This window comes from Roseateles sp. GW821-FHT09G03, from assembly GCF_059416045.1.
Genome location: NZ_JBWKOK010000001.1, coordinates 791382 through 815483 on the forward strand (window position 1 = coordinate 791382; position 24102 = coordinate 815483).

A 24102-nucleotide genomic window follows, 5' to 3' on the forward strand; every position below is an offset into this window, starting at 1 on the left:
TCATCGTGTTCAAGGTCGTCATCGATCGCTCATCGATAGGTCAGCACCAGCCCGTGCACCAACCGCGACCAGCCGTCCAGCGTGACGAACAGCAGCAGCTTGAACGGGATGGCGACGTTGCTCGGCGTCACCTGCGACAGACCCATCGCCAGCAGCACGTTGGCGATGACGATGTCGATCACGATGAAGGCCAGGTACAGCAGGAAACCGATGCGGAAGGCCGCCGTCAGCTCGCTCAGCAGGAAGGCCGGCGCCAGCACGATGAGGTCGTCCTTCTTCAGCGCCGCGGCCTTGTCGGCCGGCCAGATGATGGCGGCGGACTTCAGGAAGAACTGCTTCTCCCGCTCCTCGGCGTGCTTGTCGAGGAACTTGCGGAAGGGCTCGCGCGCCGAGTCCGCCGCCTCCATCAACGTCTGCGTGCTCGAACCTCCGGCGGACGCGGCGCTCATGCCCTTGGTCGCCTCGATGAAGACCGGCGCCATGATGTAGCAGGAGATGATGATCGCCACGCCGTTGAGCACCATGTTCGGCGGCACCTGCTGCACGCCGATCGCGTTGCGCAGCAGGCCCAGCACGATCGAGATCTTGGTGTACGAGGTGACCACCATGGCCGCGAACGGCAGCGCCGCCAGCGCCAGCAGCACCAGGAAGAGGGCAACCGGATCAGCGTGCTGCAGCGGCGACATGCGCGAACTCCAGCCGGGTGATGCGCACGCCGAGGTGGTCGCCGATGGCGATCAGCTGTCCCACGCCCAGCGTGCGGCCGTGGCAGACCAGGCGCACCGTCGCCTCGCGCAGCGGCACGTCGAGCTCGACGGCGTAACCCGGCTGCATGCTGGCCAGTTCGGCCAGGCTGACACGCGCGGTGTCCAGTTCGAAGGCCACCGGCAGCTGCAGCTCGTCGAGCGAGCCGGCGGACTGCGGCGCTTCAGTGCCCTCGGCGGCCGCAGGGTCGGCTTCGTAGGCAGCCGGGTCGTCGGAGAGGGCGGGCGGCTCGGCAAGGTGCACGGTGAACTCCTGGGGATCGATGTGAAGGGAAGCTCGCAACGCGCGGCCCACGCCGCAGCGCAGCAGCGCCGGCTGGCCGCCGGCCAGCACGGTGTCGCCCGGACGGAGTCCGCGCAGCACGTGCAGGGGGAAGGTGCGCGCGAACAGCCGGATGACCGGTCGCAAGGGCAAGGGCGCGAGCGGGGTCAGGTCGACACCGGACGCGGAGACGGTCGCGATGACGCGTTCCAGCACGGCGGGATCGGCGTCCACCAGCGCCACAGGCATCGAACCGCCGAGGACGATCGGAACGGGTCGCGCCGATGCGTCCGCGACATCGCGCGCGTCGGCGATCGGCTCGATGTCCACGACGCGCAGCGCTCCGAGCATGGGCGCGAAGGCCTCCGCCCAGCCTGCCAGCAGCAGCGTCACGACTGCGCAGGCCGTGTCGCGCGGTTGATGCGCGCAGGCGAGCTGCAGCGCGGGCGAATCCGTCGCGTCCAGCCCCAGTTGGAATCGGCCCTGCGCCGACTCGACGGTGAGCCGCCATGGCATCGTCTCTCGCTGCCGCGTGATGCCGATGCCCGCATGCTGCAGCGTGGCACGCAGCCAGTCGGCGAAGCGCGCATCGTGTGCCACGCGAGACAGCGTTGCGTCGGCGGCGCTCATCGCAGGCAGGCGGCCTGCGAGCGTCGTCGCGTCGTCGGTGGCGGGGGAGGACGGCCGGTTCATGTGATGTCGATCTCGATGTGCCGGTCGCCGGGCAGCGCGCGGACCAGCAACGCGCGCAGCTGCGACTGGTGAGCCGAAATTAGGGCGAGCGAGCGCGTCGACTGCGTGCTGAAGCGAAGCGTCAGGTGGTGAGGCGAAAACGTGAGACGCAGCTCGGTGTGGGGCAGGGTCTCGGCGTCGACCGGCACCTGGATGGTCCAGCTGTGGAAATTGGGCTCGCTGCTGCGGCACAGCGTCGCGACGGTGTCGGCGAGCTCGCGCTCCCAGCCCTCCGGAAGCGGTGTCCACGCCACGTGCGGTATCGGCATCGGCGGCGCGGTGACGGTCTCGTCGAGCGCGGCGTCCTGCCCGGCCTCGGCTTCCTGCGCCTCGCTCGCCTCACGTGCCCCGGCCTCGGCCACGGCGATCACGGGCGGTCGCGGACGATGGCCGTCGACGAGGACGGCGCCGTCGTGGCGTGACGCTTCCCTCCTGCGGGAAGGCGAGCCGGACTCTTTCCGGTCGTGGCGTTCAGCGCGCTCTGAGCGCTCCCGGGACGGCACGGCGACGGCGACCACCGAGGCGTGCGTCGCCTCGTGCCGCGGCGACGGGGCGTGTTCCGGCGGAGGCGGCGGTGCCGGCGCCTCGGGCGCCGCATCGGTCGCGGACGTTGCACGGCGCACGGCGCCGAGCGCGCGATGGAAGCGCTCCACCTGCCGCAGGTCCACCGGCAGCGGCAGCGGCGGGATCTGCGGATCCGCGACGACGAGGCGCCGGATGCGGCGGATCTCTTCGTCGTTCATGGGCGTGCGGCCACGATCGTCGCGTCGAGTTCAGGCGGGGCTCAAGCCGCCACGCGGCCCAGCGGCCGCAGCTCGACCTGGTTGCCCAGCTCCTGGTAGGAGTAGACGCGCAGACCCTCCAGCCGCGACTCGATGATCTTCTTCACGTAGCGCCGGATGTCCATCGACGTGATCACCGCCACGCCGGCCTCAGGCACCTCGCCGGCGATGCGCAGCACCTTCTCGGTGATGGCCGCGGCGCTCTCCGGCGGCATCGCCAGGTAGTTGCCGGTCGGCGTCGGCTTGATGCATTGCCGGATCGCCTGCTCGACGCCCGCGTCCAGCAGGATCGCCGACACGTAGTTGCGTCCGCCGCTGGCCTCGAACGCGAGGTAGCGCCCGAGGTCGCCGCGCACGTACTCCGTCAGCAGCAGCATGTCCTTCTCCTTCGGGCCCCAGGTGATCAGGCTCTCGAAGATCGTGCGCACGTTGCGGATGGGCACCTGCTCCTCGAGCAGCCGCCGCATCACCTCCGCGATGCGCTGCACCGGCAGGATCTTCTGGACCTCGGCGACCAGGCCCGGATAGTCCGCGGTGGCCTTGTCGACGATCCACTGGATCTCCTGCACGCCCATGAACTGGTGGGCGTTGCGGCGCAGCAGCAGCATGACCTGGCGCGCCATCACCTGCTCGATGTCCAGGCACTTCGCCCGTTCGGCCTCGGGCACCTGGGCGGGCGGCAGCCACTGTGATCCGGGCTGGTCCAGCAGGGCGCCGTGCGTCGCCGCCGACGCGGCCCAGGGCTCGCCCGCCAGCGCCGTCGGGATCATGAGCAGACGGCCCGGCAGCGCGATGTGACGCACCGGCACGTCGTTGATCAGCACCTCGAAGCGCAGGTCCTCCAACGTCGCTTCGACCCACATGCACACGCCGGGGAAGGGCACGCCCAGCATCGCCTGCAACTGCAGCCGCTCGCGCTCGATCGCCTGGTCCAGCATGTGCGGCAGCAGCAGTGCCGCCAGCGCCGGCGACATGCGCACGGCCAGCGGCCGCGAGAAGTGCGGCGCCTCCTGCATGATCGACGGCGCGTCGCCCTTGGCGCCTTCGCGCTGCAGCGCGGCGATCGGGGCGGAGACGCTCTGCGCCTCGCCGCTCTTGCGCTGGCGCGCCAGGTAGCGGCCCGCGAGCGCCAACCCGATGCCCAGCGCCAGGAACTGGATCGCCGGGAAACCCGGCACCGCCGCGAAGGCCACCGTCAGCCCCGCCGCGAGGTACATCGCCCGCACGTTGGCGGTCATCTGCGCCACGATCTCCTGGCCCAGCGAGCGCGGCTTCTTCTGATGCTCGTCGGCCACGCGGGTGATCAGAACGCCGGCGGCCACGCAGATGAACAGCGAGGGGATCTGCGACACCATCGCATCGCCGATCGACAGCACCGCGAAGCGGTTGGCCGCCTCGCCGGCCGTCATGCCGTGGTACATGATCCCGACGACGATGCCCGCCAGGATGTTGACCAGCGTGATGATCAGGCCCGCGATGGCGTCGCCCTTGACGAACTTCATCGCGCCGTCCATGCCGCCGTGCATCTGGCTTTCCATGCCGAGCAGCGCGCGCTTGCGGCGCGCCTCGTCGCCGGTGAGCAGGCCCGCGCGCAGGTCGGCGTCGATGCTCATCTGCTTGCCCGGCATCGCGTCCAGCGTGAAGCGCGCGCCGACCTCGGCCACGCGCTCCGAGCCCTTGGAGATCACGATGAACTGCACCACCGTGATGATGATGAACACCACGATGCCGACGACCAGGTTGCCGCCGACGACCAGCTCGCCGAAGCTCTCGATCAGGTGACCGGCGTCGGCGTGCAGCAGGATGGACTTGGTCGACGCGATGTTCAGCGACAGCCGGAACAGCGTCGTGAACAGCAGCAGCGACGGGAAGGAGGACAGCGCCACCGCGTTCGGGATGAACAGCGAGGTCATCAGCAGCAGCACGCTCACCGCCAGGTTGACCGCCAGCAGGCTGTCGATGGCCACCGTGGGCAGCGGCAGGATCATCAGGCCGACGATCGCCACCACCAGGAAGCTCATCGCGAGGTCGTTGCCGAGGGTGCTCTTGTCACCCAGTGCCTTGCTCATGTCTTGCTCCCGCTTGGTTTGGCGCTACCGCCGCCACTGCCACCGCCGCCGCCGTTCCCTGCGGGTTTCCCGCCCATGCCATCCAGCATCGACACCCAGCGCAGCACGGTGGCGACGGCCTCGAACAGCGCCTCGGGCACCGTCTCGTCGACCGGCACCTTGAACAGCGCGCGCGCCAGCGGCGGATCGCCGACGATGGGCACGCCCGAGGCTTCCGCGATCCGGCGGATCTCCATCGCCTGCGCGTCCGCGCCCTTGGCGACGATCAGCGGCAGCGGCGTCACGCCGGGCTGGTAGCGCAGCGCGACGGCGTAGTGCGTCGGGTTGGTGACGACCACGGTCGCGTTGGGCACCGTCTTCTTCGGATCGCTGTTGGCCATCTCGAAGGCCAGGCGCTTGCGCTGGCCCTTGACCATCGGATCGCCTTCCATTTCCTTGTATTCGCGCTTGAGCTCGTCCTTGTCCATGCGCTGGTCGCGGATGAACAGCCAGCGCTGCAGCGCGAAGTCGACGGGACCGAGCACGACCAGCGCGATCACCGCCGCGACGAAGAGCTTGAGCATCGCCGTCCACGCGACCGTGGCCACGCCCGTCGGCGTCTGCGTCGCGGCGCCGACCATCAGCGGGATCAGGCCCATGGTGATGATCGCGATCACGCTGCCGACCAGGAGCGCCTTGAACACGGTCTTCACGAACTCGATGATCGAGCGCAGCGAGATCAGCTTCTTGAGCCCGGAGCCTGGATTGACCTTGTCGAAGTTGGGGGTCAGCGGCTCGAAGGTGATGTTGAAGCCGACCTGCGCGAAGGACGCGAGCAGACCGACGAAGATCGCCGCGACGACGAAGGGCAGCACGATCCACAGGCCCTCGATCGCGATGTCGTAGGCGACGGCGAACATGTCGCTGTCGGTCCTGGCCTGCAGTCCGACACCGCTGGCCAGCGAGAACAGCCGCTCCAGGTGACTGAGCGCGGTGGCGCTGGCGGCGCTCAGGCAGACGGTGACGACCAGCAGGCCGGCTGCGGCGTTGATGTCCTGGCTCTTGGGCGACTGGCCCTTCTTCTTCGCGTCGTCCAGCTTCTTCTGGCTGGGTTGTTCGGTCTTTTCCCCCATGGCTCAGGGGGCCGCGCTGTCCGTGGCTTCCGCGGCTTCGGTGTCCCCGAAGTCCCGCGGGGGGTCGGCCAGCGTCATGCCGAGCAGCACCATGTCGCGCCGCTTGCCGAAAGCGGTGACCGCGCCGGGCAGTTCGCCCCAGCTGCTGAAACCGGCGCGCCGCAACACGGACAGGCTGGCGGCGTTGTCGCTCCACACCATGGCCATCAGGCGGTCCACGCGCCACACCGGCGCCTGCGTGATCAGGTGCTTGATCAGCCGCGTGCCGACGCCGCGTCCGCGCCAGCGCGGCGCGACGTAGTAGGACAGCTCGAACAGCGAGGACAGGCCGGGCCGGTCGTGCAGGCCGAGCGAGCCCATCCAGCCGACGGTCTCGCCGCGCTGCGTCGCCATCACCATCGGGCGGCGATAGAACTGGTGCAGCTCGATCTGCAGCTTCGCCATCGGCACGCTCATCGGTCCGATGTAGTTGGCGTCCTTGACCGCGTCCTTGTCCTTGACCTTGGCGAGTTGCTCCGCGACCCAGCGCGCGCCGTCGGCCTCGCTCACGCCGTCCGGCTGATAGGGCGGCGTGCGCAGCGAGGCGTTGTAGATCGCCGCGACGGAGGCCGCGTCCTGCGTCGTCGCGGGCCGCAGCGACAGGACGTCGGGGATCGCATCGGAGATCGCGCTGGCGTTCTTCTCGGCGTGAGGCAGGGCTAGGGACACGGAAGCTCCTCGGGGTTGAGGCGCACTGTCCCTGCGGCCGTCGACGCGGGGCGAGGAGGGGGCGAAGCGATCGACGCGGACGCGAACCCGGGCCGGGCGAGCCGGTCCGGCGCTCACTTCGTGTTGAGGATTGTTGAGGATTTCATCGTGAAGACATGAGGCTGCCCGGGAACGCGCCTCCCTAGCATGGGCTCACGCCGAAACGAATGATCGGCGAACGAAGGAAGGCGGCGAATCCGCGATGAACACGGGTTCAAACCGATCCAGAACACATCCAGTACGCATCCGATACGCATTGAAGGGGAGTTCACATGTTGTTGCTGACCTTGGGCAGTTTGAGACTTGCCGAGCAGGATGGAGATGTCGCCACCGCGGTGGCGCGCGGCGATGTGCAGGAGGCCTTGCGGCTCGGACTGGGGCGGCTCGATCGGGGGGCGGGCGGCGATCCCGAGCGGCTCGCGGCGCTGGGCCAGGTGCTCGGTCAGGCGCTGCTGGCCGCGGGCCGCGACGAGCAGGCCGAGGAACTGTTCCAGAAGCAGCTGAAGATGTATGAAGGCCTGCCGCGCGCGCAGGTGCGCTGGCTGTCGTCGATGGACCGGGGCTTCCTGTTCCTTCACCTGAACAAGCCGGGCCGCGCGGCGGAGACCTTCAACGTGGTCGCCGACGCGGAAGACGCGCCGCCGGCGCTGCGGGTCGAGGCGCTGGCCGGCATGGCGCAGGCGATGCAGTCCATGGGTGAGCACCGCCGCGCGGCACGCACGCTGGCCTTCGCGATGGCGCTTGCCGACGCGATGGCGGCGCCTTCGCTGATGATGCCGCTGCTGACGGCGATCGAGCTCGAGCTCCAGGTCTGTCGCGCGCTGCGGCACTACGACGATCTCGCCGGTGCGGAGTTGCCGCGCGACCGCGACGTGCGCGCGGCGCTGCGATCGTCGGCGATTGCGCTGGCGGCGCTGCCGGGCGTGGTGGCGCGACTCGACTTCCTGGTGGCGCTCGTGTCGCATGAGCCCGCGCTGGCCAGTGGTCAGGGGGGGCAGAGTGGCCAGGCGGGTGAAAGCGTGGACGGCCTCTTCGACGGCGTGCGCTGGTATCGCGACCGCCGCCTCGCACCGATGGAGGAGCGTGCCCGGGTCGAGGCCGCGCTGGCGCTGCTGGACCGGGGCCAGGCGCGCACCGCCTACGACATCCTCGGGCCGCTGGCCATCGACGATGCGCGTCAGCTGCACCACCGTCATGCGATCGAGCTGCGCTACTGCGCATCCAAGCTGCATGCGATGAACGGCCGTCACTCCGACGCGCTGCGCTGCTATCGCCAGCATGCGCAGCTGTCGCTGGCGCGGCTGCGTTTCGAGCTGACGCGGGTGCCGTACTCGCGTTTCCTCGAGCAGCAGGAGCGCGCCGAGCAGGCCGACGCCGATCAGCTGCGTCTGCCGCCGCGCTATCGCCGCGCCTATCAATACATCCTCGACCACCTGCACGACCGGGCGCTGTCGGTCCGCCGCATCGCCGCGGAGATCGACGTCACCGAGCGCGCGCTGCAGATGGCCTTCCGCGCCAACCTCGGCCTGACGCCGGCGGAGGTGATCCGCAAGCTGCGCATGGCCTGCATCCGCACGGAGCTGCAGCAGATGGCCGGACGCGACAGCGTGCTGGCGGTCGCGGCGCGCTGGGGCATGGCCAACCGCTCGACGCTGGCGCACAACTACCGCCAGCAGTTCGGCGAGACCCCGAGCGCCACGGCGAGCCTGCCGAGCTTCGCGGAGCTGCCGGCCATCGCGGCGACGGTGGCGGCGGCCGTCGCCGGCGGCGCGGGCGCCGAGGCCAGCCGGCGCGAGTTCTCCGTCGACGGCGTCTGAGTCCGCGCCATGCGCGGCGATCCGCCTCGACTTCCGGCGCGGCCCGCGTCGTCGTCGGCCAGTGCGTCGGCGTCCTCCGCCGAGGAGGTCCGGCCGCTGCCCGGGGATCCGTCGGCACGCCGGCGCGATGAGGCCAGCGGGCGCCGTCAGGCCTCGGCCAGCCGGCTGATGGGCGCGGTGACGCGGCATCTGCTCGATGACGAGGAGGATCGCGTCACCGGCGATGCCTCGAGCGACCGGGGTTCAGACCTGGCACCGGCGGCCTCGAGTACGGGATCGGACGGCGGCGCGAAGGCGACCGCGCGCGCGTCGGCCAGTGGCGGCAAGGGCAAGGCGCCGCCGCGCGGCACGCCGGGACCGGTCGTGCGTCGCGGCGCGTCGTCGGCGCGGCGTTCACCGCCACCGGAAGATGACGTGTGGGCGCAGAGCGTCGACGCTGCGGACGGCGCGGGGCGCATCGTCGGGCCCGAATCGCGCATCCAGCCGCGGCGCAGCGCGTCGCGCATCGAGGGCATCCGGCCCGAGGCGACGGAGCGCGTCGGCCGCTCGCCGCGCATGCGCATCGCCAGCTGGGGCGCGGTGCTGGCGGCGGTCGCGGCGCTGGTCGTGATGATCGCGGCGGGCTGGCTGGACATCGCGCCCCGTGACTCGTCCGGCGATGCGGCAGGGGACAGGGGCGGGCGGCCGGAGGGCCGGCCGTGAACCCGGATCAAGGGACGACGCGCCCCCTTCGCATGGCCGATGGGCGCTTCGTTCCCCGGTTACCTTCCGATGCGAATCGATCCACAGTGGTGTGAAAACGTATCAGGAGGAACGTTGATGTTCGATGTCCACCATGGGCGGCCGCAGGGCACCGACGCCGCGGGTCTCTTCGTCACCTCCAACACGCCGCAGCTGGCCGTCAGCGCCCGGGTGCGCGCGCGGCAGGCCGAGCAGGCGCTGCAGGCCCGGAAGGCGGCGCGCGTGAAGCAGCTCGCCGCCGCCATCGAGGCGATGCAGGACGCGCGTCAGGCGCTGCCGCTGCGCATGGATCGTGTGCTGGCGGCCGAAGCCGCCCAGGCCGAATGCGAGGGCGCGATCCTGGGGATCCGCCAGCAGGTGACTGCCACGCTCGGCGCTGCCGGGGTTGAACTGGCCACGCGACAAGCCGTGACCAACCGGGCCCAGGAGGCCCTGGACGAGGCCGCCGGGAGTCTGCAGCGCAGCGAGGAACGGATGAGCCGGCGCTCGCCCGCACTGTCGGAACACGCCGCCGCCCTGGCGAGGGCGACCGGCGCCTACCGGGACGGGCTGGCGGCGGCGCTGATGCGCCGGGACGCGGCGCGGGCGGCGGAGATGCGGCTGCTCGACGCGATCGGCGCCTTGAACCGGACTGCCCGCACGCATTCGCTGGCCCTGACCGCGCTGGGCGGCGCGGCCGGGACCGCGCTCGACGACGCGAGGACGTCGCTGTCCGAGCACCGGCGCGCGGTCGCCGCGTCGGCGCGGGTGGTCGAGGACATCGGCCACACCGACGCGGCCAGCGACGCGTTGACGGTGCAGCTGGCGCAACACGCGCGCTGCGTCCAGGCGCATGCCGACGCGGTGGCCGCCGTCGCGCCCGGCGCGCGGCTGCAGTGGCAGGCGCAGGACTGCGGCGCGGCGATCGCGATGCAGCGGGTCGCGATCCGCCGCCTCACCGGCGAGGTCGACGCGGAACACATCGTCGTGGTGATGCGGCGCAACGACCTGATGCGCCACCAGGGCGCCGAGGCGGCGGCCGTCCAGAACCGGTCCGCGCGCCGGGGCGCGGCGGCCAAGGCGGACCAGCGCGCCGAAGCCAGCGCGCGGACCTTCGACGATCAGCGCGAAGCGGCTGATGTGGCCGCCGCCACGATCGAGCGGGCGATCGAGCGGCTGCGCGACGTCCTGACCGGGATGCCTCCGCGCGCCTGATCGCTCTTACTCCCTCTCCCGCTTGCGGGAGAGGGCAGGGGTGAGGGCCAGCGGACTCGGCAGTCACCCAGCGCTTGCGTGCTGGCGCCTCATCGAGGACTTCGGTTCGTCGACAGCCGCTTCGGCTCGCGGCGACCTCCCGAACGAACTACGCCCGACAGTCTCGCGAAAGACATCAGGGGACGGTCGATGGTCCAGTTCTTCGCACGCAGCCGCGGCATGCCACCGCCGCCTCTGACGACGCCAGCGCCCACGACCGGCGGAACGCAGAACGCGCCAACGCAGAACGCAACGACACCCGGTGGACTGCAAGGCCTGACCCCGACGGCCGGCACCGTGGCCACCCGGCAGAGCCAGCGGCCGCGGATGAACCTGTTCGGTCGGACCGGGACTGCGCAAGCGCAGACGCAGCCCCAGACGCCGGCCGTGCTGCCCGACATCGCGACGGCCATGGACCAGGCGCACGGCGCGCATGGTCAGGTGGCGGCGCACGTGGACGGCGAGGCCTCGGCCAATGCCGCGTTCAACCAGCGCCAGCAATCGATCCAGGATCTCCAGCAGCGCGGCACCGCCGCGGCCGCCGCGGCGGTGGCCGAAGCGCCGCGCCGTCAGGCCGAGCTGGCCGCCGCGCAGACGCAGGCCCAGCAGACGGCCGCGGCCCTGCCCAATCTCCAAGGGGACGTGAACCGGCATCAAGGCCTGCTGGACGCGGCGCAGGCACAGGTGCCCGTGCTCGAGACGGCGGTGCGCGCCGCCCGCAACGATCCCGCCTGGGGAGCGGAGAGGACCAACCTGAACAACGCCGAGCGCGCGCTGCGGCGCGCGCAAAGCCTCCCACCCGATCCCCCGGTGCCGGCACAACCAGCGCCTGGAGCAGGGGCCGCGGCGCCGACCCGTGCGCAGCAGATCGCGCAGGCGACGACGGACCGGGACAACGCCAATGCGGCCCTTCAGCGACTGAGCCAAGCGGTCACGGCCGCAGAGAACCGCCAGACCCTCAACGACACCGCCATCGGCACGCACAGGACCAACCTCGCGACCGCCCAGGCAGACCAGCGCACGGGCATCGCGGCGGAGGCCGCCGCCCGGCAGCGGGTGACGGCGGCCCGCGATGCGATCACGCGGCTCGCCGACGCCAGCCGGGACTTGAACGCGCTGACCTTGCCGACCGCGCCCGAGCAGGCGGACATGCAGGCCCATGCGACCGCCGCACAGGCCGCCGTGCCCGATGCGACCGCCGCCACGCAGGCCCATCGCACGCTGGCCCAATCCACGGCCGACGCGGCGGAAAGCACCCGCACCGCCGCCACCCATCGCGACGCGGAAGCGAAGCAGCAGGTGATCACCGACGCGGCCATTGACCGCCACGCGCAGGCGCGCGACCGGCTGCAACCCGGCGGCGATCTGCATGCCCACCACCAGGCGTGCCAACTGGCCGTGAATGCCGCCCAGGCCGCGATGCCCGCGCCGGCGCCGGGCGCTCCGCCGCCGGCGCCCAGCCGCGCGCTGCAGCGGGCCAACGCCGATCTCACACTGGCGCAGAACGCCATCACCGCGCAGCAGGCGGTGGTGGCGCAACTCCTCACGGCCGCCAATGTCGAGCGCGGCCATCTGACCACGTGCCAGAACCAGGCGCAGACGAGCGGGCCGATCGAGACCGCCGCCAATCAGCAGCGTGACCTGGATCGGACCGCGGCCACCGGCGCGGACGCGACCGCCCTGACCAGTGCTCAAGCGCGCGACGCACTCAAGCCCGCCGCCGATCAGGCGCAGCAGCGGATCGAGCATGCGATCGACGCGTTGTGCGAGGAGATCCGCCCCAAGCCCGAACCGCCGCATCCAGACGAGCGCACCCTCGGCCACAAGGCCAAGGACAATCTGCTGAGCCGGCCGCTGGCCGCGACGGAGCGGCGCATGGCGCCGGTCAAGGTGGACTTCGCGGTGGGGCCGATCAGCGGCTCCAGCAGCGGCACCGCGCCGACCAAGTTCAACAACGGCGTTCCACCGCCCCGGACTCCGACGGACAAGATCCTGAGCGACGGCGCCCTGAAGCGGGTCGACGCGCACGTGAAGGTCGCCGCCAGCGGCGCGGCCAATCTGCTGACGGATGCGTCCATCCGGACGAAGCGTGCGGCGGAGACGCCGCCGGCCTTCGGCAAGGCGGAGGCCTTCGCGTCGGAGGTCGGTCGCATGTTCGCGAGCGAGACGCACGCTACCGAATCCACGCCGATCGGCACGACGCTGGCGCAGGCGCTGCTGTCGCATCCCAACCCCGACCCGGCGGGCCGGCCCGAAGGCCATCCCTTGCGCCATGAGCAGGCGCTGCTGATCGCGACGACCCTGCGCACGGTCACCGACGACCCGAACGTCGCCGCGCATGTCTACAACGCGCTCTGGAATGGTGGCGGTCCGGCACCGTCGGGCATGGTGCCTCGAACGCCTGTCCCGTCGCCGCTGGCCGGCGTGACGACGGCGCCGCCCGGGCCGGAGGTGGCGAAGCTCGCCAATGAGGCCAAGCGCGCCCTCGCGGCCACGTCCGGCGGCATGCAGGCCCTGCTGGATCTGCAGGGCCTGTCGCTGCCGCCCGCGGCGCCGATGCCGGCGGCGCTCGGGCCGAATCCGACGCCCGCGGCCCAGGCCGCCCACACGACGGCCCTGACGGCGTTCCAGACGCGCCAGCATGCCGAGCGTGCCGTCGAGCACTACAAGCTCGGCCTGCGCGCCGAGAGCGCCTTGCTCGCGCAGGGCCTGGCCGTCGGCGGCAACCAGACACCGGCGGACTTCCGCGCCGCGCTCACGACGCCGCCCCCGGGCGTCGATCCCGCGGAGCACGCCAAGCTGGTCGACCCCACGCGCCTGGGCACCGGCAACATGCGCCGCGGCCCGGCGCGGCGCCGCGATCCGGAGCACCGGTCCACGCTGGCCGCGCAGGCCTTCCTCTACGCCGCGGACAACGTGAACCGGGCGCAGGGCACGCCGGAGGCGAACACGGCGATGAAACCCGCCTACGTCGCGCTGCGCAACGGTTTCACCGAAAGCGGCGCCGGCACCGACTTCCACCTGATGGCCAAGCGGCTGCACAAGTTCTGCAAGTACATCGACCTGGCGTGCAAGACGGAGGTCTCGGGACCGGGCGTGCGGGACTCGCTCCGCCATCCGGTCGACTCGATGCGGCGCAAGGTCGGCAAGGACAAGACACCACTGAAGACGCTGATGCAGGCGGGACCGCTGGGGTCGGAGATCGGCACCGTGCCGGGCGAGCACGCCAAGCGGCTCAAGGGCGCGCTGGACCGGAGCAAGACCTTGCTGATGAACGACGTGCGGGCCAATGCCGCGACCATGACCGTCGACGAGCGGACCCGCGCGGTGATGCGCCTGGCGGTGATGGACGCGTGGAACGCGAAGGTGCCCGCGGGCGCCGATCCGCTGATCGACCTGACGCAAGGGCTTCGACTCACGAAGGCCGAGATCGACGCGGCCGCGGTCCGCGTCAACGACGAGATCTCCAATCCGCCGCCGCCCGCCGGGACGCCGGCGGGAACGCCGCCGCCGGCGCACGTGGCGCCGCCAGCGTTGAACCAGACCCTCGTGGATGCCGATGCCGCCGCGCACACGGACAAGACGCTGCTGCCCGGGACGCTGAACGACTGGGTGAAGTCAGGAGGGCTCAGTGCGTCCGGCGCGCCCGGATCGGTGCCGCAGGGCGGCGCGGACGCGGTCTCGCAGCTCCGGGGAGACCTGAAGGTCCTGCGCGGCAAGGCCGCGATGGACAGCGAGCTTGACCAGTTGCAGCGCGATTTCAATGCCGCCACGCCGCAGGGCCGGCAGGACATCCTGCGCCAGGTGCTGGTCACCGTCGTCGCCGGCGGCGACATGACGGACTACAGCGACGGCCGCAAGTTCGGCGTCGGCGGCATGTTCGGCTACGGCGTGGCCAGCGTGGACGGGATAGGCGGCGTGACGACCGGCGTCACGCCGGTGGGCGAGTTCAACGTCGACCACAGCCGCACGGCGGTGCTCAAGGCGGGCGTGGCCTCCAACACCGGGGTGATCTTCCTCGGCAACGAGACCAAGGTCACCGAGATGCTGGGCGGCGGCGTGCGCGTGGGCGCGCAGGTCGGCAAGCTGGGCGGCAGCGTGCAGGCGATGGCGCGGCTGGGCGGGGCGCACCTGTTCAGCAAGGGGCTGATGATCCGCACCAACAAGACGGGCGCGGAGCACCACGAACTGACGGCCTCGCTGACGCCCGCGCAGTCGGCGGCCATGCGGGCGCCCGAGGGCAGCTGGAAGCGCATGAGCGAGCTGACGGTGAACTCGATCTTCGAGCTCGCGGCGCAGAATGGGCAGGGCGGTGCGCCGGCGCGTCCCGCCAACGGCGGCGAGATGTGGGCGCAGATGGTGGACAAGGTCGGCGACTACCGCGACATCTCCTTTGGCTGGAACGAGGGCAAGTCCCACCAGGTGAACGGCTCGCTCAGCGCCGACGGCAGCGGCAGCGGCAAGATCGCGGGCGTGGTCGGCGCGTCGGGCACGGCGGGCGTCGCGCTCAAGCACACCTTCATGAACCGCAGCAAGGCCAAGGACACGGCCGGCGCGACGCAGACGGTGCAGGCGGGCAGCGGCTCGCGCACCTCGCTGGGCGCGGCGGCGAGCGTGGGCGTCTCGCATCCGACGATCAAGCGCGACGACCAGCCCGATGTCGGCGTCTTCGCGCGACACAAGGTCGGCGTGGAGACGGAGCTGGTGATCCAGGCGAAGAACGGCTTCGTGCGCATCACCACGGAGGATGGCAAGGTCAAGCCGAACATCTCGTACAAGCACCGCGAGTACGCCGTGCAGGACGACTTCATCAAGCTGGTGAACAAGGAGAGCGGCGAGTGGCAGGCGCGGCTGGGCCAGCGCGGTCCGGACGGCGTGCTGCGCGGCGGCGACGAGGCGCTGAAGGGCTTCCTGCAGCAGATGGTCAACCTGCCGCCGGGCAACAACCGCCTGTTCATCGAGCGCAAGTGCCTGACGCCCGACGCGGCCGACACGATCAACGCCTGCCTGGAGCGGATCAAGGTGCTGGAGCGGCCGGGGGCGCCGGCGGACGCGGGCGCGGCGGCGCAGATCAAGGACCTGCAGAAGCAGATCGCGGCGCATGTCGAGGCGGAAGCCAGCTGGCAGCCGTTCCGGCTGTTCGTCAACGAACAGAATCAGCGCGCGCGGGACTCGTCGGTGGCGAGCGGCGAGTTCCGCGCGACGCCGAAGGCAGCCGCGGACAAGGACGCAGGCCCGCAAGGCTTCGCCGAGCGATTCCTCGGCGGCGGCAAGATCACGCTGGGCGGGAAGATCAACACCGCCCACGGCGGGCGGGACCTGATCACGATCGATGCGCAGCCGGTGAGGGCGTGAGACTGGCCGCAGAGGCCGCGCCCGGTGCCTGTGGCAGCGCGAATTCAAACACCGCGCCCGGGCCATCCAGCAAGCGGATTTCGGCGCCATGAAGCGCGAGGATGCGATGGACGATGCGCAGTCCCAGTCCGCCGCCCCGTCGCGCACCGTCCGCGTTGAACGGGCGTTGGAAGAGATCCGCGCGCCGCGCCGGATCGATGCCGGGACCGGTGTCGGCGAGCGTCACGCGCACCTGCGCGGCCGGCGCCGGGCTGAGCGTGACCTGCACCTGTCCGCCGGCCGGCGTGTGACGCAGCGCGTTGTCCAGCAGGTTGGTCAGCACGCGCTCGATCAGCCCCAGATCCGCCTCCACCGGCGGCACGGGACCATCGAACTGCGCGCTCAGCGTGACCTGCCGCTGCGCGGCGGCCAGCTCGAACTTCTGGAAGACGTCCTGCACCAGGTCCGTCAGCTGGAACGACTCCAGCTGCGGCTCCACGAATCCCTGCTCCAGCCGGGCGAGCTCGAACAGCGAGCGCGCGAGGCCGCCCACCGCGGTGCTCTGCTCGATCGCGATCTCGAGGTAGCGGCGCCGCTGGGCGGCGTCGAGCTGGCCGTCCTTCAGCAGCAGCGTCTCGAGGTAGCCGTGCAGCGACGACAGCGGCGTGCGCAGGTCGTGGGAGATCGTCGTCACCATCTCCCGGCGCTGTTCGTCCTGGCGCGACAGGCGCCGCCATTGCTCGCCGATGCGCGTCGCCATCTGCGAGAACGCCGCGCGCAGCACGGCGATCTCGTCGCGCGCCGCGTCGGCCGGCGATCCGACGTCGACGAGCAGGTCCGGCGACGCCGCGTCGTCGATGTCGTAGCGGCGCACGGTTTCCGCCAGGCGCCGCAACGGCCGCGTGATCAGGCCGAAGGCGATCAGGCCGGCCGCCAGGCACAGCAGCGCCACGATCGCGATGGACCACAGCGCCGCACGCAACGCGTTGCCGGTCGCGTCGAGGCCCGCCAGCCGGTCATGCGCCTCGCCCAGCAGCACGACGTAGACGAAACCCGCGTCACGGTCGCCGACGCGCAGCGGCGCGGCACTGAACACCTTGCGCGCGGCGCTGCGGGGATCGTCGCCGGTGATGGGCAGCGGCGCGTGGGCCAGGAAGCGGCGGATCGGGTCGACGTCGACGCGCTCGCGCACGAGGTGACCCTGCGGCGCCGCATGCTCCACGACGCGACCTTCGGTGTCGAGCAGGTAGACCTCCACGCTCGGGTTCACCGCCATCAGCTGGCCGAAGAGCCGCCGCACCGCGCCCGGCATCGGTCCGCGCTCGTCCATCAGCGGGGCCTGGGCCGCGATGTGCGCGGCGAGGTCGCGCGACAGGCCTTGCACCACCTCCTGCTCGTGCATGCGGCTGGAACGCACCTGCAGCCAGGCCGAGGCGCCGGAGCACAGCAGCAGCAGCCCGGCGAAGACCAGGGCCAGGCGTTGCGTCAGGTTCAGCTGCGTCAGGTTCAGTCGCATCAGGCTCAGCGGCAGTCTCATCGTCAGGTCCCGGCCGGCGGCGCCATCTTGTAGCCGCGGCCCCAGACGGTGAGGATGCGCGCGGGGTTGGACGGGTCGGCCTCGATCTTGGCGCGCAGCCGGTTGATGTGCGTGTTGACGGTGTGTTCGTAGCCTTCGTGCTGGTAGCCCCAGACGGCATTGAGCAGGTCGAGCCGAGAGAACACCTGGCCCGGCTGCCGGGCGAAGAAGTAGAGCAGGTCGAACTCGCGCGGCGTGAGCTCGAGCGCTCGACCTTCCAACCGGGCCAGACGCGCGATCGGATCGATGAACAGGCCGTCCAGCGCGACGCTGCCGGCATCGAGCTTCGCGCTGCGCGACATCGCCTCGGTCCGGCGCAGCAGCGCCTTCACGCGCGCCACCAGTTCCAGCACCGAGAACGGCTTGGCCAGGTAGTCGTCCGCGCCCAGTTCCAGACCGAGGATGCGATGCAGCTCGCCACCGCGCGCGCTGATGATCACGATGGGCACGTAGTGCGGCATGGCCCGCGCGCGGCGGCAGATCTCGAGCCCGTCCACGCCGGGCAACATCACGTCCAGGACCAGCAGGTCCCAGCCGCCCTGTTCGGTCAGGCGCAGGCCTTCGGCTCCGTCGGCGCAGTGCACGACCTCGTAGCGCTCGTCGCGCAGGTGCAGCGCGAGCAGTTCGGCGATGTGGGCGTCGTCTTCGACGAGCAGCAGGCGCTTGGGCTGATGTGCAGGCGGCTGTTTGGGTGGATCGCTGACCATGGCCGGCATTCTCTCCGCTGGCCCGGCCCGCGAGCCGATCCGGAGTTCTCACATTTATTTGAACTTTGCGTGAGGACTTCGGGAGGCCCGCTGCGTACGCTGACGACCATCGTCCCTGGACCGGGACTCTGGAAAGCTGATCAGGAGCCACGCCATGAGCACTCGACGCCGATTCCTCGTCCTGGGCGGCACAGCCGCCGGCGCTGTCCTTGTCGGCGCCGCCGCGCGCCATTGGCCGTCGTCGGATGCGCCAGGCCTGATGCCCGCGGCGGAGGCCGCTCCGGCAGCAGCCGAGCGTTTCGAGGTCGTCCTCACCGAAGCCGAATGGCGCGCGAAGCTGTCCCCGGCAAGCTTCGCCGTGCTGCGCCAGGAGGCCACCGAACGCCCGTACAGCAGCCCGCTCAACGGCGAGCACCGGCGCGGCACCTTCGCCTGCGCGGGCTGCGCGCTGCCGCTGTTCTCCTCGGCGACCAAATTCGACAGCGGCACGGGCTGGCCGAGCTTCTGGCAGCCGCTGGCCAATGCCGTGGCGACCCGCACGGACTCGACGCTGGGCATGGCGCGGACGGAGGTCCATTGCCGGCGCTGCGGCGGACACCTCGGCCACGTGTTCGACGACGGACCGCGTCCGACCGGCCTGCGCTATTGCATGAACGGCGTGTCGATGAGCTTCGCCGCCACTTCGGCGTGACGCGTCGGCCGACAGGGCGCTGACGCCGGTCACGGCTTGCACTTCTTCCTCGATCTTCAGACTCCGGACCTCCGAATGCTGCTGCTCCTCCTGACCTACCTCGGCGGCGTGCTGACCATCGTCAGCCCCTGCATCCTGCCGGCGCTGCCTTTCGTCTTCGCCCGCGCGGGCCAGCCGTTCACGCGCTCGGTGCTGCCGATGCTGGCGGGCATGGCGCTGATGTTCACGCTCGTGGCCACGCTGGCCGCGGTCGGCGGCGGCTGGGTGGTGCATGCCAACCAGGCGGGCCGGGCGGTGGCACTCGTGCTGATGGCGGTGTTCGCGCTGGCGCTGCTGTGGCCGCGGTTGGCCGACGCCGTCGCGCGTCCGTTCGTCGCGGCGGGGGATCGGCTGTCGTCGAGCGCGCAATCGTCAGGGCGCGGTGGCCCCTGGTCCTCGCTGGTGCTGGGCATCGCGACCGGGCTGCTCTGGGCACCGTGCGCGGGGCCGATCCTCGGACTGGTGCTGACCACGGCGGCACTGCAAGGGGCCGGTGTCCATACGAGCCTGCTGCTGTTGGCCTACGGACTGGGCGCCGTCACCTCGCTGGCGGTCGCGTTGCTGGCGGGGCAACGCGTGTTCGCGGCCATGAAGCGCCATCTGGGCAGCGGCGAGTGGCTGCGTCGCGGCCTCGGCGTCGCGATGCTCGCCGGCGTTGCCGCCATCGCGCTGGGACTCGACACCGGCGCGTTGTCGCAGCTGTCCATCGCGTCGACCGGGGGCCTCGAGCAGCGATTGCTGGAGCGCCTTCAGAACGACGGCGCGCCTGCTGCCATGGCGCCGTCGCCGTCGGCCATGATGGCCGCCGCCGACACCGGCAACGCGACGGCGCCGAAGAACGCCATGCAGGGTGCGATGACCGGTGCGATGACAGGCGCCATGTCGGGCGCCATGTCGGGGGCCATGTCCGGCGGGAACGGCGGATCGACCGGCGCCATGATGATGTCGGGCGGCCATGGCGGCGAAGGCGCCTTGCCGGACCTCGGCGGCCTGCCGTCGCTCGACGGCGCCGTGCAGTGGCTGAACTCGAAGCCGCTGTCCGCCGAGGCGCTGCGCGGCAAGGTCGTGCTGATCGACTTCTGGACCTACTCCTGCATCAACTGCCTGCGGACCTTGCCCTACGTGAAGGCCTGGGCGGAGAAGTACCGCGATCAGGGGCTGGTCGTGATCGGCGTGCATGCGCCGGAGTTCGCCTTCGAGCGCGACGTCGACAACGTGCGCAAGGCCGCGCGGGACCTGGGCGTCACCTATCCGATCGCCGTCGACAACAACTTCGCGATCTGGCGCGCGTTCGCCAACCGCTACTGGCCGGCGCACTACTTCATCGACGGGCAGGGGCGGGTCCGCTTCCAGCACTTCGGCGAAGGCGAATACGCGCGCTCGGAGGCGGTCATCCAGCAGCTGCTGCGCGAGAACGGCAGCGACCGGATGGATGCCGGAGTGGTCCAGGTCCAGGCGAAGGGCGTCGAGTCGGCCGGCGGGAGCCAGGAGGTGTCCTCCCCGGAAACCTACGTCGGTTATGAACGCGCCGAACGCTTCGCATCCCGGCCGACCGCCGCGCACGACCAGTCGGCTGCCTACGCGGCACCCGCGCAACTGGCCCTCAACGACTGGGCGCTGAACGGGGAATGGCGCGTCGGTCCGCAGCAGGCGACCGCAGTCAAGCCGCTGGCGCGGGTGGTCTACCGCTTCCATGCACGGGACCTGCACCTGGTGCTCGGGGCTCCGGCGGGGAAGACGGTGAGGTTCCGCGTCACGCTGGACGGCCAGCGGCCGGGCGCCGCGCACGGCATCGACGTGGACGCCGACGGCACCGGCACCGTCAGCGGCCAGCGCCTGTACCAGTTGGTCCGGCAAGGCGACGGCCCGTTGAAGGACCGCGACTTCAGCATCGAGTTCCTCGATCCCGGCGTGCTCGTCTACGCCTTCACCTTCGGTTGAACCGGGCCCGCGAGGCCACGAAAGGATGACCATGAACACGCCCTCCCACCCCCGTCGCGATCCGTCGGACACGAGATCGTCCGGCGGCAGGACCTCGAGCGGCCGGCGCCTGCTGCTCCTCGGCGCCGTGGCGTTGCCGCTGGCGTTCCTCGGCACGCAGCAGCTGGCGGTGGGGCGTTCGGCCACGCCGGCGACCGTCGTCGTGGCGCCGACGTCGGACGTTGCCGCCGACAGTGCCCGCACCACGGAAACCGCCGTCTTCGCGGGCGGATGCTTCTGGGGCGTGCAGGGCGTGTTCCAGCACGTGAAGGGCGTGACCCGCGTGGTCTCGGGCTACGCGGGCGGCAATGCCGGCACCGCGCACTACGAGATGGTGGGCAGCGGCCTGACCGGCCACGCGGAATCGGTGGAGATCACCTACGACCCGAAGCAGGTCAGCTACGGCGCGCTGCTGCAGATCTTCTTCTCGGTCGCGCACGATCCGACGGAACTCAACCGGCAGGGACCGGACACCGGACCGCAATACCGTTCGGCGATCTTCCCGAAGGATGCCGAGCAGGCGCGCGTCGCGCAGGCCTACATCGCGCAACTGGACGCGGCGCGGGCGTATCCGAAGTCGCTCGCGACCAAGGTGGAGGCGGGCAAGGCGTTCTATCCCGCGGAGGGCTATCACCAGGACTTCCTGGAGCGCAACCCGCGCCATCCGTACATCGTGATCAACGATCTGCCGAAGGTGGATCAGCTCCGGCAGCTGTTTCCGCAGCGCTGGCGGGCGACGGCGGTGCTGACGCGCAACCCCTGAGCATCGCGAGCGGCATGCGTGCCGCGATGGATCAAGCGGCCACGGCCAGTTGCTGGAGCTTGGGCTGATGGAAGGTCAGCGGCGCGTCGCCGAACTCGCGCAGCGTGTCCAGGAGCAGCTCCAGCTCGAATTCCCGGCTGTAGAAGCCGTTGAAGCCAGCCTCCATGCAGCGGGGACCGAACAGCGCCTCGTCCGCGTTGCTGATCGCGAAGGCGACGCCGCGGAAGCCTGCCTGGCGCATGCGGGCCACCGTGTTCAGGCCGGAACCTTCGCTCAAGGCCACGTCGCAGATGACGACGTCAGGCTGGCACAGGACGGCGGTGATCACAGCGTGGTTCTCGCAGGCGCACTGGGCCACCACGACGGCGCCGGGCACGTCGCCGAGCCGGTGGCGCAGGGTGGCGATCCAGGAGGGGGAGGGGTCGACGAGGAGGATCTTCATGGCGGGCGTCTTTCGATGGCGTGCCCGCAGTGTCACGCGGCGCCATGTCGCGCGGTATCTCCGGACTTCGGTGCCGCGCGTGCGGCTTGTTCCGCATCGCGTGTCGGCAAATCACCGACATCCGAAGCCCGCGTACGGACCCGAGCCCGCGCCCTTCAGGAGACCGACGGTCTGAACGCCCTCAACCGCGCGACCTCGTCCACGGGCGTGGCGCCGAAGTAGCGCTTGAACTCCCGGCTGAACTGCGACGGGCTCTCGTAGCCCACGCGCGTGGCCGCGACACCGGCCTTCACGCCTTCGTTGAGCATGATCAGCCGGGCCTTGTGCAGCTTGTAGCTCTTCACGTACTGCAGCGGCGAGGTGTTGGTCACCGCCTTGAAGTTGTGATGGAAGGCGGACACGCTCATGTTCACCAGGCCGGCCAGCTGCTCGACGCTGAGCGGCTTGGCGTAGTGGGACTCGATGTGCTGCAGCGCCTTCGTCACCTGCGCGAAGTGCGTGTGGCGGTTGGCCAGCGCCTGCAACGCCGCGCCGCTTTCGCCGCACAGCACGTGATAGATGATTTCCTTGAGGATGAGCTTGCCCAGCACCTTGGCGTCGCGCGGCCGGTGCATCGCGTCGAACAGGCGTTCGATGGCGCAGAGCACGTCCTCGGTGAACGCCGCGCTGTTGACGCCGGTGGAATCGAGGCTGGCCGGGCGATCGAGGCGCTCGTCCTCCAGCTCGATCAGCAGCTCCTGGAGCACCGCCGTGTCGATGTCGATCGACAGGCCGACGAAGGGCTTGGCCTTGCTCGCGATCGTCTGGCATTCGAAGGGCAGGGGGACCGTCAGCAGCAGGTAGTTGTCCGCGTCGTAGCGGAAGGTTTTCTCGCCGACGTAACCCACCTTCGCGCCCTGCGCCACGATGACGATGGACGGCTCGTACAAAACCGGCGTGCGCGGGTGGGAGGTCTCGGAATAGAGGATCCGGACGCCGGCCACCGGCGACGGCGTCGAGAAGGAACCCGACTTGTAGCGGATCGCGGTATCGATGATCCGCCGTCGGATGCTGTCGTTGAGGGTGGTCGCCATGGGTGCTTCAAAGGACTTCGGGCGCACGCGGCCTGCAGACCGCGTGCGCCTCGACGGGGAGTCTCAGCCGAGGATCAGCGGGCCGCTTCGAGGATGCGCTGGCTGTCCTCGATCCGGATGTCCTGGTGCTCGCCCAGCGCGGTGCCGCCGTGTTCCTTCAGCTTGGCGATCATCGCCGGGATCGAGCTGCCGTCCAGGCCGTAGGCGGACAGGCGCGTGCCGACGCCCAGTTGCTCGAAGAAGGCACGCGTGGCCGCGATCGCGCCGGCTATGCGCTGCTCCTCGCTGCCGTCGCGCAGGCCCCAGACGCGGTCCGCGTATTGCAGCAGCTTGGCGCGCTTCTGTTCCTTCTTGTACTCGAGCACCGACGGCAGCACGACCGCCAGCGTCTGCGCGTGGTCCAGGCCATGCATCGCGGTCAGTTCGTGGCCGATCATGTGCGTTGCCCAATCCTGCGGAACGCCGGCGCCGATCAGGCCGTTCAGCGCCTGCGTCGCGCTCCACATCACGTTGGCGCGGACGTCGTAGTTCTCGGGCTCGGCCAGCGCGCGCGGGCCTTCCTCGATCAGCGTCAGCAGGATGCCTTCGGAGAAGCGGTCCTGGATGCGGCCCTCGGCGGGATAGGTCAGGTACTGCTCGACCGTGTGGACGAAGGCGTCCACGACGCCGTTGGCCACCTGGCGCGCGGGCAGGCTGTAGGTCGTCACCGGATCGAGGACGGCGAACACCGGGTAGGTGAAGGCCGAGAAGAACGGCAGCTTGTCGCCGGTCGCCTTCCGGCTGACGACGGCGCCGTTGTTGGACTCCGAGCCGGTGGCGGGCAGCGTCAGCACGACGCCCATCTTCACGGCGCTCTTGACCTTCGAACCGCGCGTCAGCAGGATCTCCCACGGGTCGCGCGCTGCGTCGTACTGCGCCGCCGCGGCGATGAACTTGGTGCCGTCCGCGACGGAGCCGCCGCCGACGGCGAGCAGGAAGTCGACCTGCTCGGCCTTGACGACCTCCACGGCCTTCATCAGGGTTTCGAAGGTCGGGTTGGGCTCGATGCCGCCGAACTCGAACACCGTGCGGCCGGTCAACGCGGCGCGGACCTGGTCCAGCACGCCGTTCTTCTTGATGCTGCCGCCGCCGTAGGTGATCAGGATGCGGGCGTCCGCGGGGATCTCCTTGCCGAGCTCGGCGATCTGGCCCTTCCCGAACAGGATCTTGGTGGGCGTGTTGAGGCTGAAGTTGTTCAT

Annotated in this window: 18 protein-coding genes; 7 read left to right on the forward strand and 11 right to left on the reverse strand. The window is 70.7% G+C overall.

Features of this window, described 5'->3' with window-relative positions; translation table 11 throughout:
* Positions 1-29: 29 nt before the first annotated feature.
* Genes sctR through AC07OZ_RS03595 form a run of 6 tightly spaced genes read right to left on the reverse strand, consistent with a single transcriptional unit; the run spans position 30 to position 6429 of the window.
* Entirely contained in the window at positions 30-686 is a 657-nt protein-coding gene (gene sctR / locus AC07OZ_RS03570) for a type III secretion system export apparatus subunit SctR (RefSeq protein ID WP_495465775.1), read from the reverse strand.
* On the reverse strand, positions 664-1719 hold the full coding sequence (locus AC07OZ_RS03575) for a FliM/FliN family flagellar motor switch protein (protein WP_495465776.1): 1056 nt from the start codon (positions 1717-1719) through the stop codon (positions 664-666). The genes sctR and AC07OZ_RS03575 overlap by 23 nt, the downstream gene beginning before the upstream one ends.
* Positions 1716-2501, reverse strand: coding sequence for a type III secretion HpaP family protein (locus AC07OZ_RS03580; RefSeq protein WP_495465777.1), 786 nt, complete (start codon positions 2499-2501; stop codon positions 1716-1718). The genes AC07OZ_RS03575 and AC07OZ_RS03580 overlap by 4 nt, the downstream gene beginning before the upstream one ends.
* Positions 2502-2542: 41 nt before the next feature.
* Positions 2543-4609: a type III secretion system export apparatus subunit SctV gene (sctV, locus tag AC07OZ_RS03585; protein WP_495465778.1), complete on the reverse strand. Its 2067-nt coding sequence runs from the start codon at positions 4607-4609 to the stop codon at positions 2543-2545.
* On the reverse strand, positions 4606-5721 hold the full coding sequence (gene sctU, locus AC07OZ_RS03590; RefSeq protein ID WP_495465779.1) for a type III secretion system export apparatus subunit SctU: 1116 nt from the start codon (positions 5719-5721) through the stop codon (positions 4606-4608). The genes sctV and sctU overlap by 4 nt, the downstream gene beginning before the upstream one ends.
* A gap of 3 nt (positions 5722-5724) precedes the next feature.
* On the reverse strand, positions 5725-6429 hold the full coding sequence (locus AC07OZ_RS03595) for a GNAT family N-acetyltransferase (RefSeq protein WP_495465780.1): 705 nt from the start codon (positions 6427-6429) through the stop codon (positions 5725-5727).
* Between the two features lie 311 nt (positions 6430-6740).
* Here AC07OZ_RS03595 and AC07OZ_RS03600 point away from each other — a divergent pair, with 311 nt between their 5' ends.
* From AC07OZ_RS03600 to AC07OZ_RS03615, 4 genes are all read left to right on the forward strand, one after another.
* A complete protein-coding gene (locus AC07OZ_RS03600; RefSeq protein ID WP_495465781.1) occupies positions 6741-8285 on the forward strand; it encodes a helix-turn-helix transcriptional regulator in 1545 nt (514 codons plus the stop codon).
* Between the two features lie 9 nt (positions 8286-8294).
* Positions 8295-8987 carry a hypothetical protein gene (locus tag AC07OZ_RS03605; RefSeq protein ID WP_495465782.1) on the forward strand — a complete coding sequence of 231 codons (693 nt, stop codon included), beginning with the start codon at positions 8295-8297 and terminating at the stop codon, positions 8985-8987.
* Between the two features lie 117 nt (positions 8988-9104).
* Entirely contained in the window at positions 9105-10220 is a 1116-nt protein-coding gene (locus tag AC07OZ_RS03610) for a hypothetical protein (RefSeq protein ID WP_495465783.1), read from the forward strand.
* A 219-nt stretch (positions 10221-10439) separates the two neighbouring features.
* Entirely contained in the window at positions 10440-15614 is a 5175-nt protein-coding gene (locus AC07OZ_RS03615) for a hypothetical protein (protein WP_495465784.1), read from the forward strand.
* Here the strand turns inward: AC07OZ_RS03615 and AC07OZ_RS03620 are convergent.
* A complete protein-coding gene (locus AC07OZ_RS03620) occupies positions 15583-17109 on the reverse strand; it encodes a sensor histidine kinase (protein ID WP_495466482.1) in 1527 nt (508 codons plus the stop codon). The genes AC07OZ_RS03615 and AC07OZ_RS03620 overlap by 32 nt on opposite strands.
* Before the next feature lie 23 nt (positions 17110-17132).
* Positions 17133-17876 (reverse strand): response regulator transcription factor, encoded by a 744-nt coding sequence (locus AC07OZ_RS03625; RefSeq protein ID WP_495465785.1) that lies wholly within the window; start codon positions 17874-17876, stop codon positions 17133-17135.
* A 154-nt stretch (positions 17877-18030) separates the two neighbouring features.
* Here AC07OZ_RS03625 and msrB point away from each other — a divergent pair, with 154 nt between their 5' ends.
* From msrB to msrA, 3 genes are all read left to right on the forward strand, one after another.
* Positions 18031-18567, forward strand: coding sequence for a peptide-methionine (R)-S-oxide reductase MsrB (gene msrB / locus AC07OZ_RS03630; protein WP_495465786.1), 537 nt, complete (start codon positions 18031-18033; stop codon positions 18565-18567).
* A gap of 75 nt (positions 18568-18642) precedes the next feature.
* A complete protein-coding gene (locus tag AC07OZ_RS03635; protein WP_495465787.1) occupies positions 18643-20547 on the forward strand; it encodes a cytochrome c biogenesis protein DipZ in 1905 nt (634 codons plus the stop codon).
* A gap of 31 nt (positions 20548-20578) precedes the next feature.
* Entirely contained in the window at positions 20579-21349 is a 771-nt protein-coding gene (gene msrA / locus AC07OZ_RS03640; protein ID WP_495465788.1) for a peptide-methionine (S)-S-oxide reductase MsrA, read from the forward strand.
* 31 nt (positions 21350-21380) lie between these two features.
* Here msrA and AC07OZ_RS03645 read toward each other — a convergent pair whose 3' ends face one another.
* From AC07OZ_RS03645 to yqhD, 3 genes are all read right to left on the reverse strand, one after another.
* Entirely contained in the window at positions 21381-21791 is a 411-nt protein-coding gene (locus AC07OZ_RS03645; RefSeq protein WP_495465789.1) for a response regulator, read from the reverse strand.
* Positions 21792-21946: 155 nt separating this feature from the next.
* Positions 21947-22864, reverse strand: a complete 918-nt coding sequence (locus tag AC07OZ_RS03650) for an AraC family transcriptional regulator (protein WP_495465790.1) — start codon at positions 22862-22864, stop codon at positions 21947-21949.
* A 74-nt stretch (positions 22865-22938) separates the two neighbouring features.
* The gene (yqhD, locus tag AC07OZ_RS03655) at positions 22939-24102 is read right to left on the reverse strand and encodes an alcohol dehydrogenase (protein ID WP_495465791.1); all 1164 of its coding nucleotides are present in this window, start codon (positions 24100-24102) and stop codon (positions 22939-22941) included.

Excerpts from the sequence above, each read along its gene's own strand:
- sctR (WP_495465775.1), bottom strand. The coding sequence starts at position 686 with ATGTCGCCGCTGCAGCACGCTGATCCGGTTGCCCTCTTCCTGGTGCTG.
- AC07OZ_RS03575 (WP_495465776.1), bottom strand. The coding sequence starts at position 1,719 with ATGAACCGGCCGTCCTCCCCCGCCACCGACGACGCGACGACGCTCGCA.
- AC07OZ_RS03580 (WP_495465777.1), bottom strand. The coding sequence starts at position 2,501 with ATGAACGACGAAGAGATCCGCCGCATCCGGCGCCTCGTCGTCGCGGAT.
- sctV (WP_495465778.1), bottom strand. The coding sequence starts at position 4,609 with ATGAGCAAGGCACTGGGTGACAAGAGCACCCTCGGCAACGACCTCGCG.
- sctU (WP_495465779.1), bottom strand. The coding sequence starts at position 5,721 with ATGGGGGAAAAGACCGAACAACCCAGCCAGAAGAAGCTGGACGACGCG.
- AC07OZ_RS03600 (WP_495465781.1), top strand. The coding sequence starts at position 6,741 with ATGTTGTTGCTGACCTTGGGCAGTTTGAGACTTGCCGAGCAGGATGGA.
- AC07OZ_RS03605 (WP_495465782.1), top strand. The coding sequence starts at position 8,295 with ATGCGCGGCGATCCGCCTCGACTTCCGGCGCGGCCCGCGTCGTCGTCG.
- AC07OZ_RS03610 (WP_495465783.1), top strand. The coding sequence starts at position 9,105 with ATGTTCGATGTCCACCATGGGCGGCCGCAGGGCACCGACGCCGCGGGT.
- AC07OZ_RS03615 (WP_495465784.1), top strand. The coding sequence starts at position 10,440 with ATGCCACCGCCGCCTCTGACGACGCCAGCGCCCACGACCGGCGGAACG.
- AC07OZ_RS03620 (WP_495466482.1), bottom strand. The coding sequence starts at position 17,109 with ATGCGACTGAACCTGACGCAGCTGAACCTGACGCAACGCCTGGCCCTG.
- AC07OZ_RS03625 (WP_495465785.1), bottom strand. The coding sequence starts at position 17,876 with ATGGTCAGCGATCCACCCAAACAGCCGCCTGCACATCAGCCCAAGCGC.
- msrB (WP_495465786.1), top strand. The coding sequence starts at position 18,031 with ATGAGCACTCGACGCCGATTCCTCGTCCTGGGCGGCACAGCCGCCGGC.
- AC07OZ_RS03635 (WP_495465787.1), top strand. The coding sequence starts at position 18,643 with ATGCTGCTGCTCCTCCTGACCTACCTCGGCGGCGTGCTGACCATCGTC.
- msrA (WP_495465788.1), top strand. The coding sequence starts at position 20,579 with ATGAACACGCCCTCCCACCCCCGTCGCGATCCGTCGGACACGAGATCG.
- AC07OZ_RS03645 (WP_495465789.1), bottom strand. The coding sequence starts at position 21,791 with ATGAAGATCCTCCTCGTCGACCCCTCCCCCTCCTGGATCGCCACCCTG.
- AC07OZ_RS03650 (WP_495465790.1), bottom strand. The coding sequence starts at position 22,864 with ATGGCGACCACCCTCAACGACAGCATCCGACGGCGGATCATCGATACC.
- yqhD (WP_495465791.1), bottom strand. The coding sequence starts at position 24,102 with ATGAACAACTTCAGCCTCAACACGCCCACCAAGATCCTGTTCGGGAAG.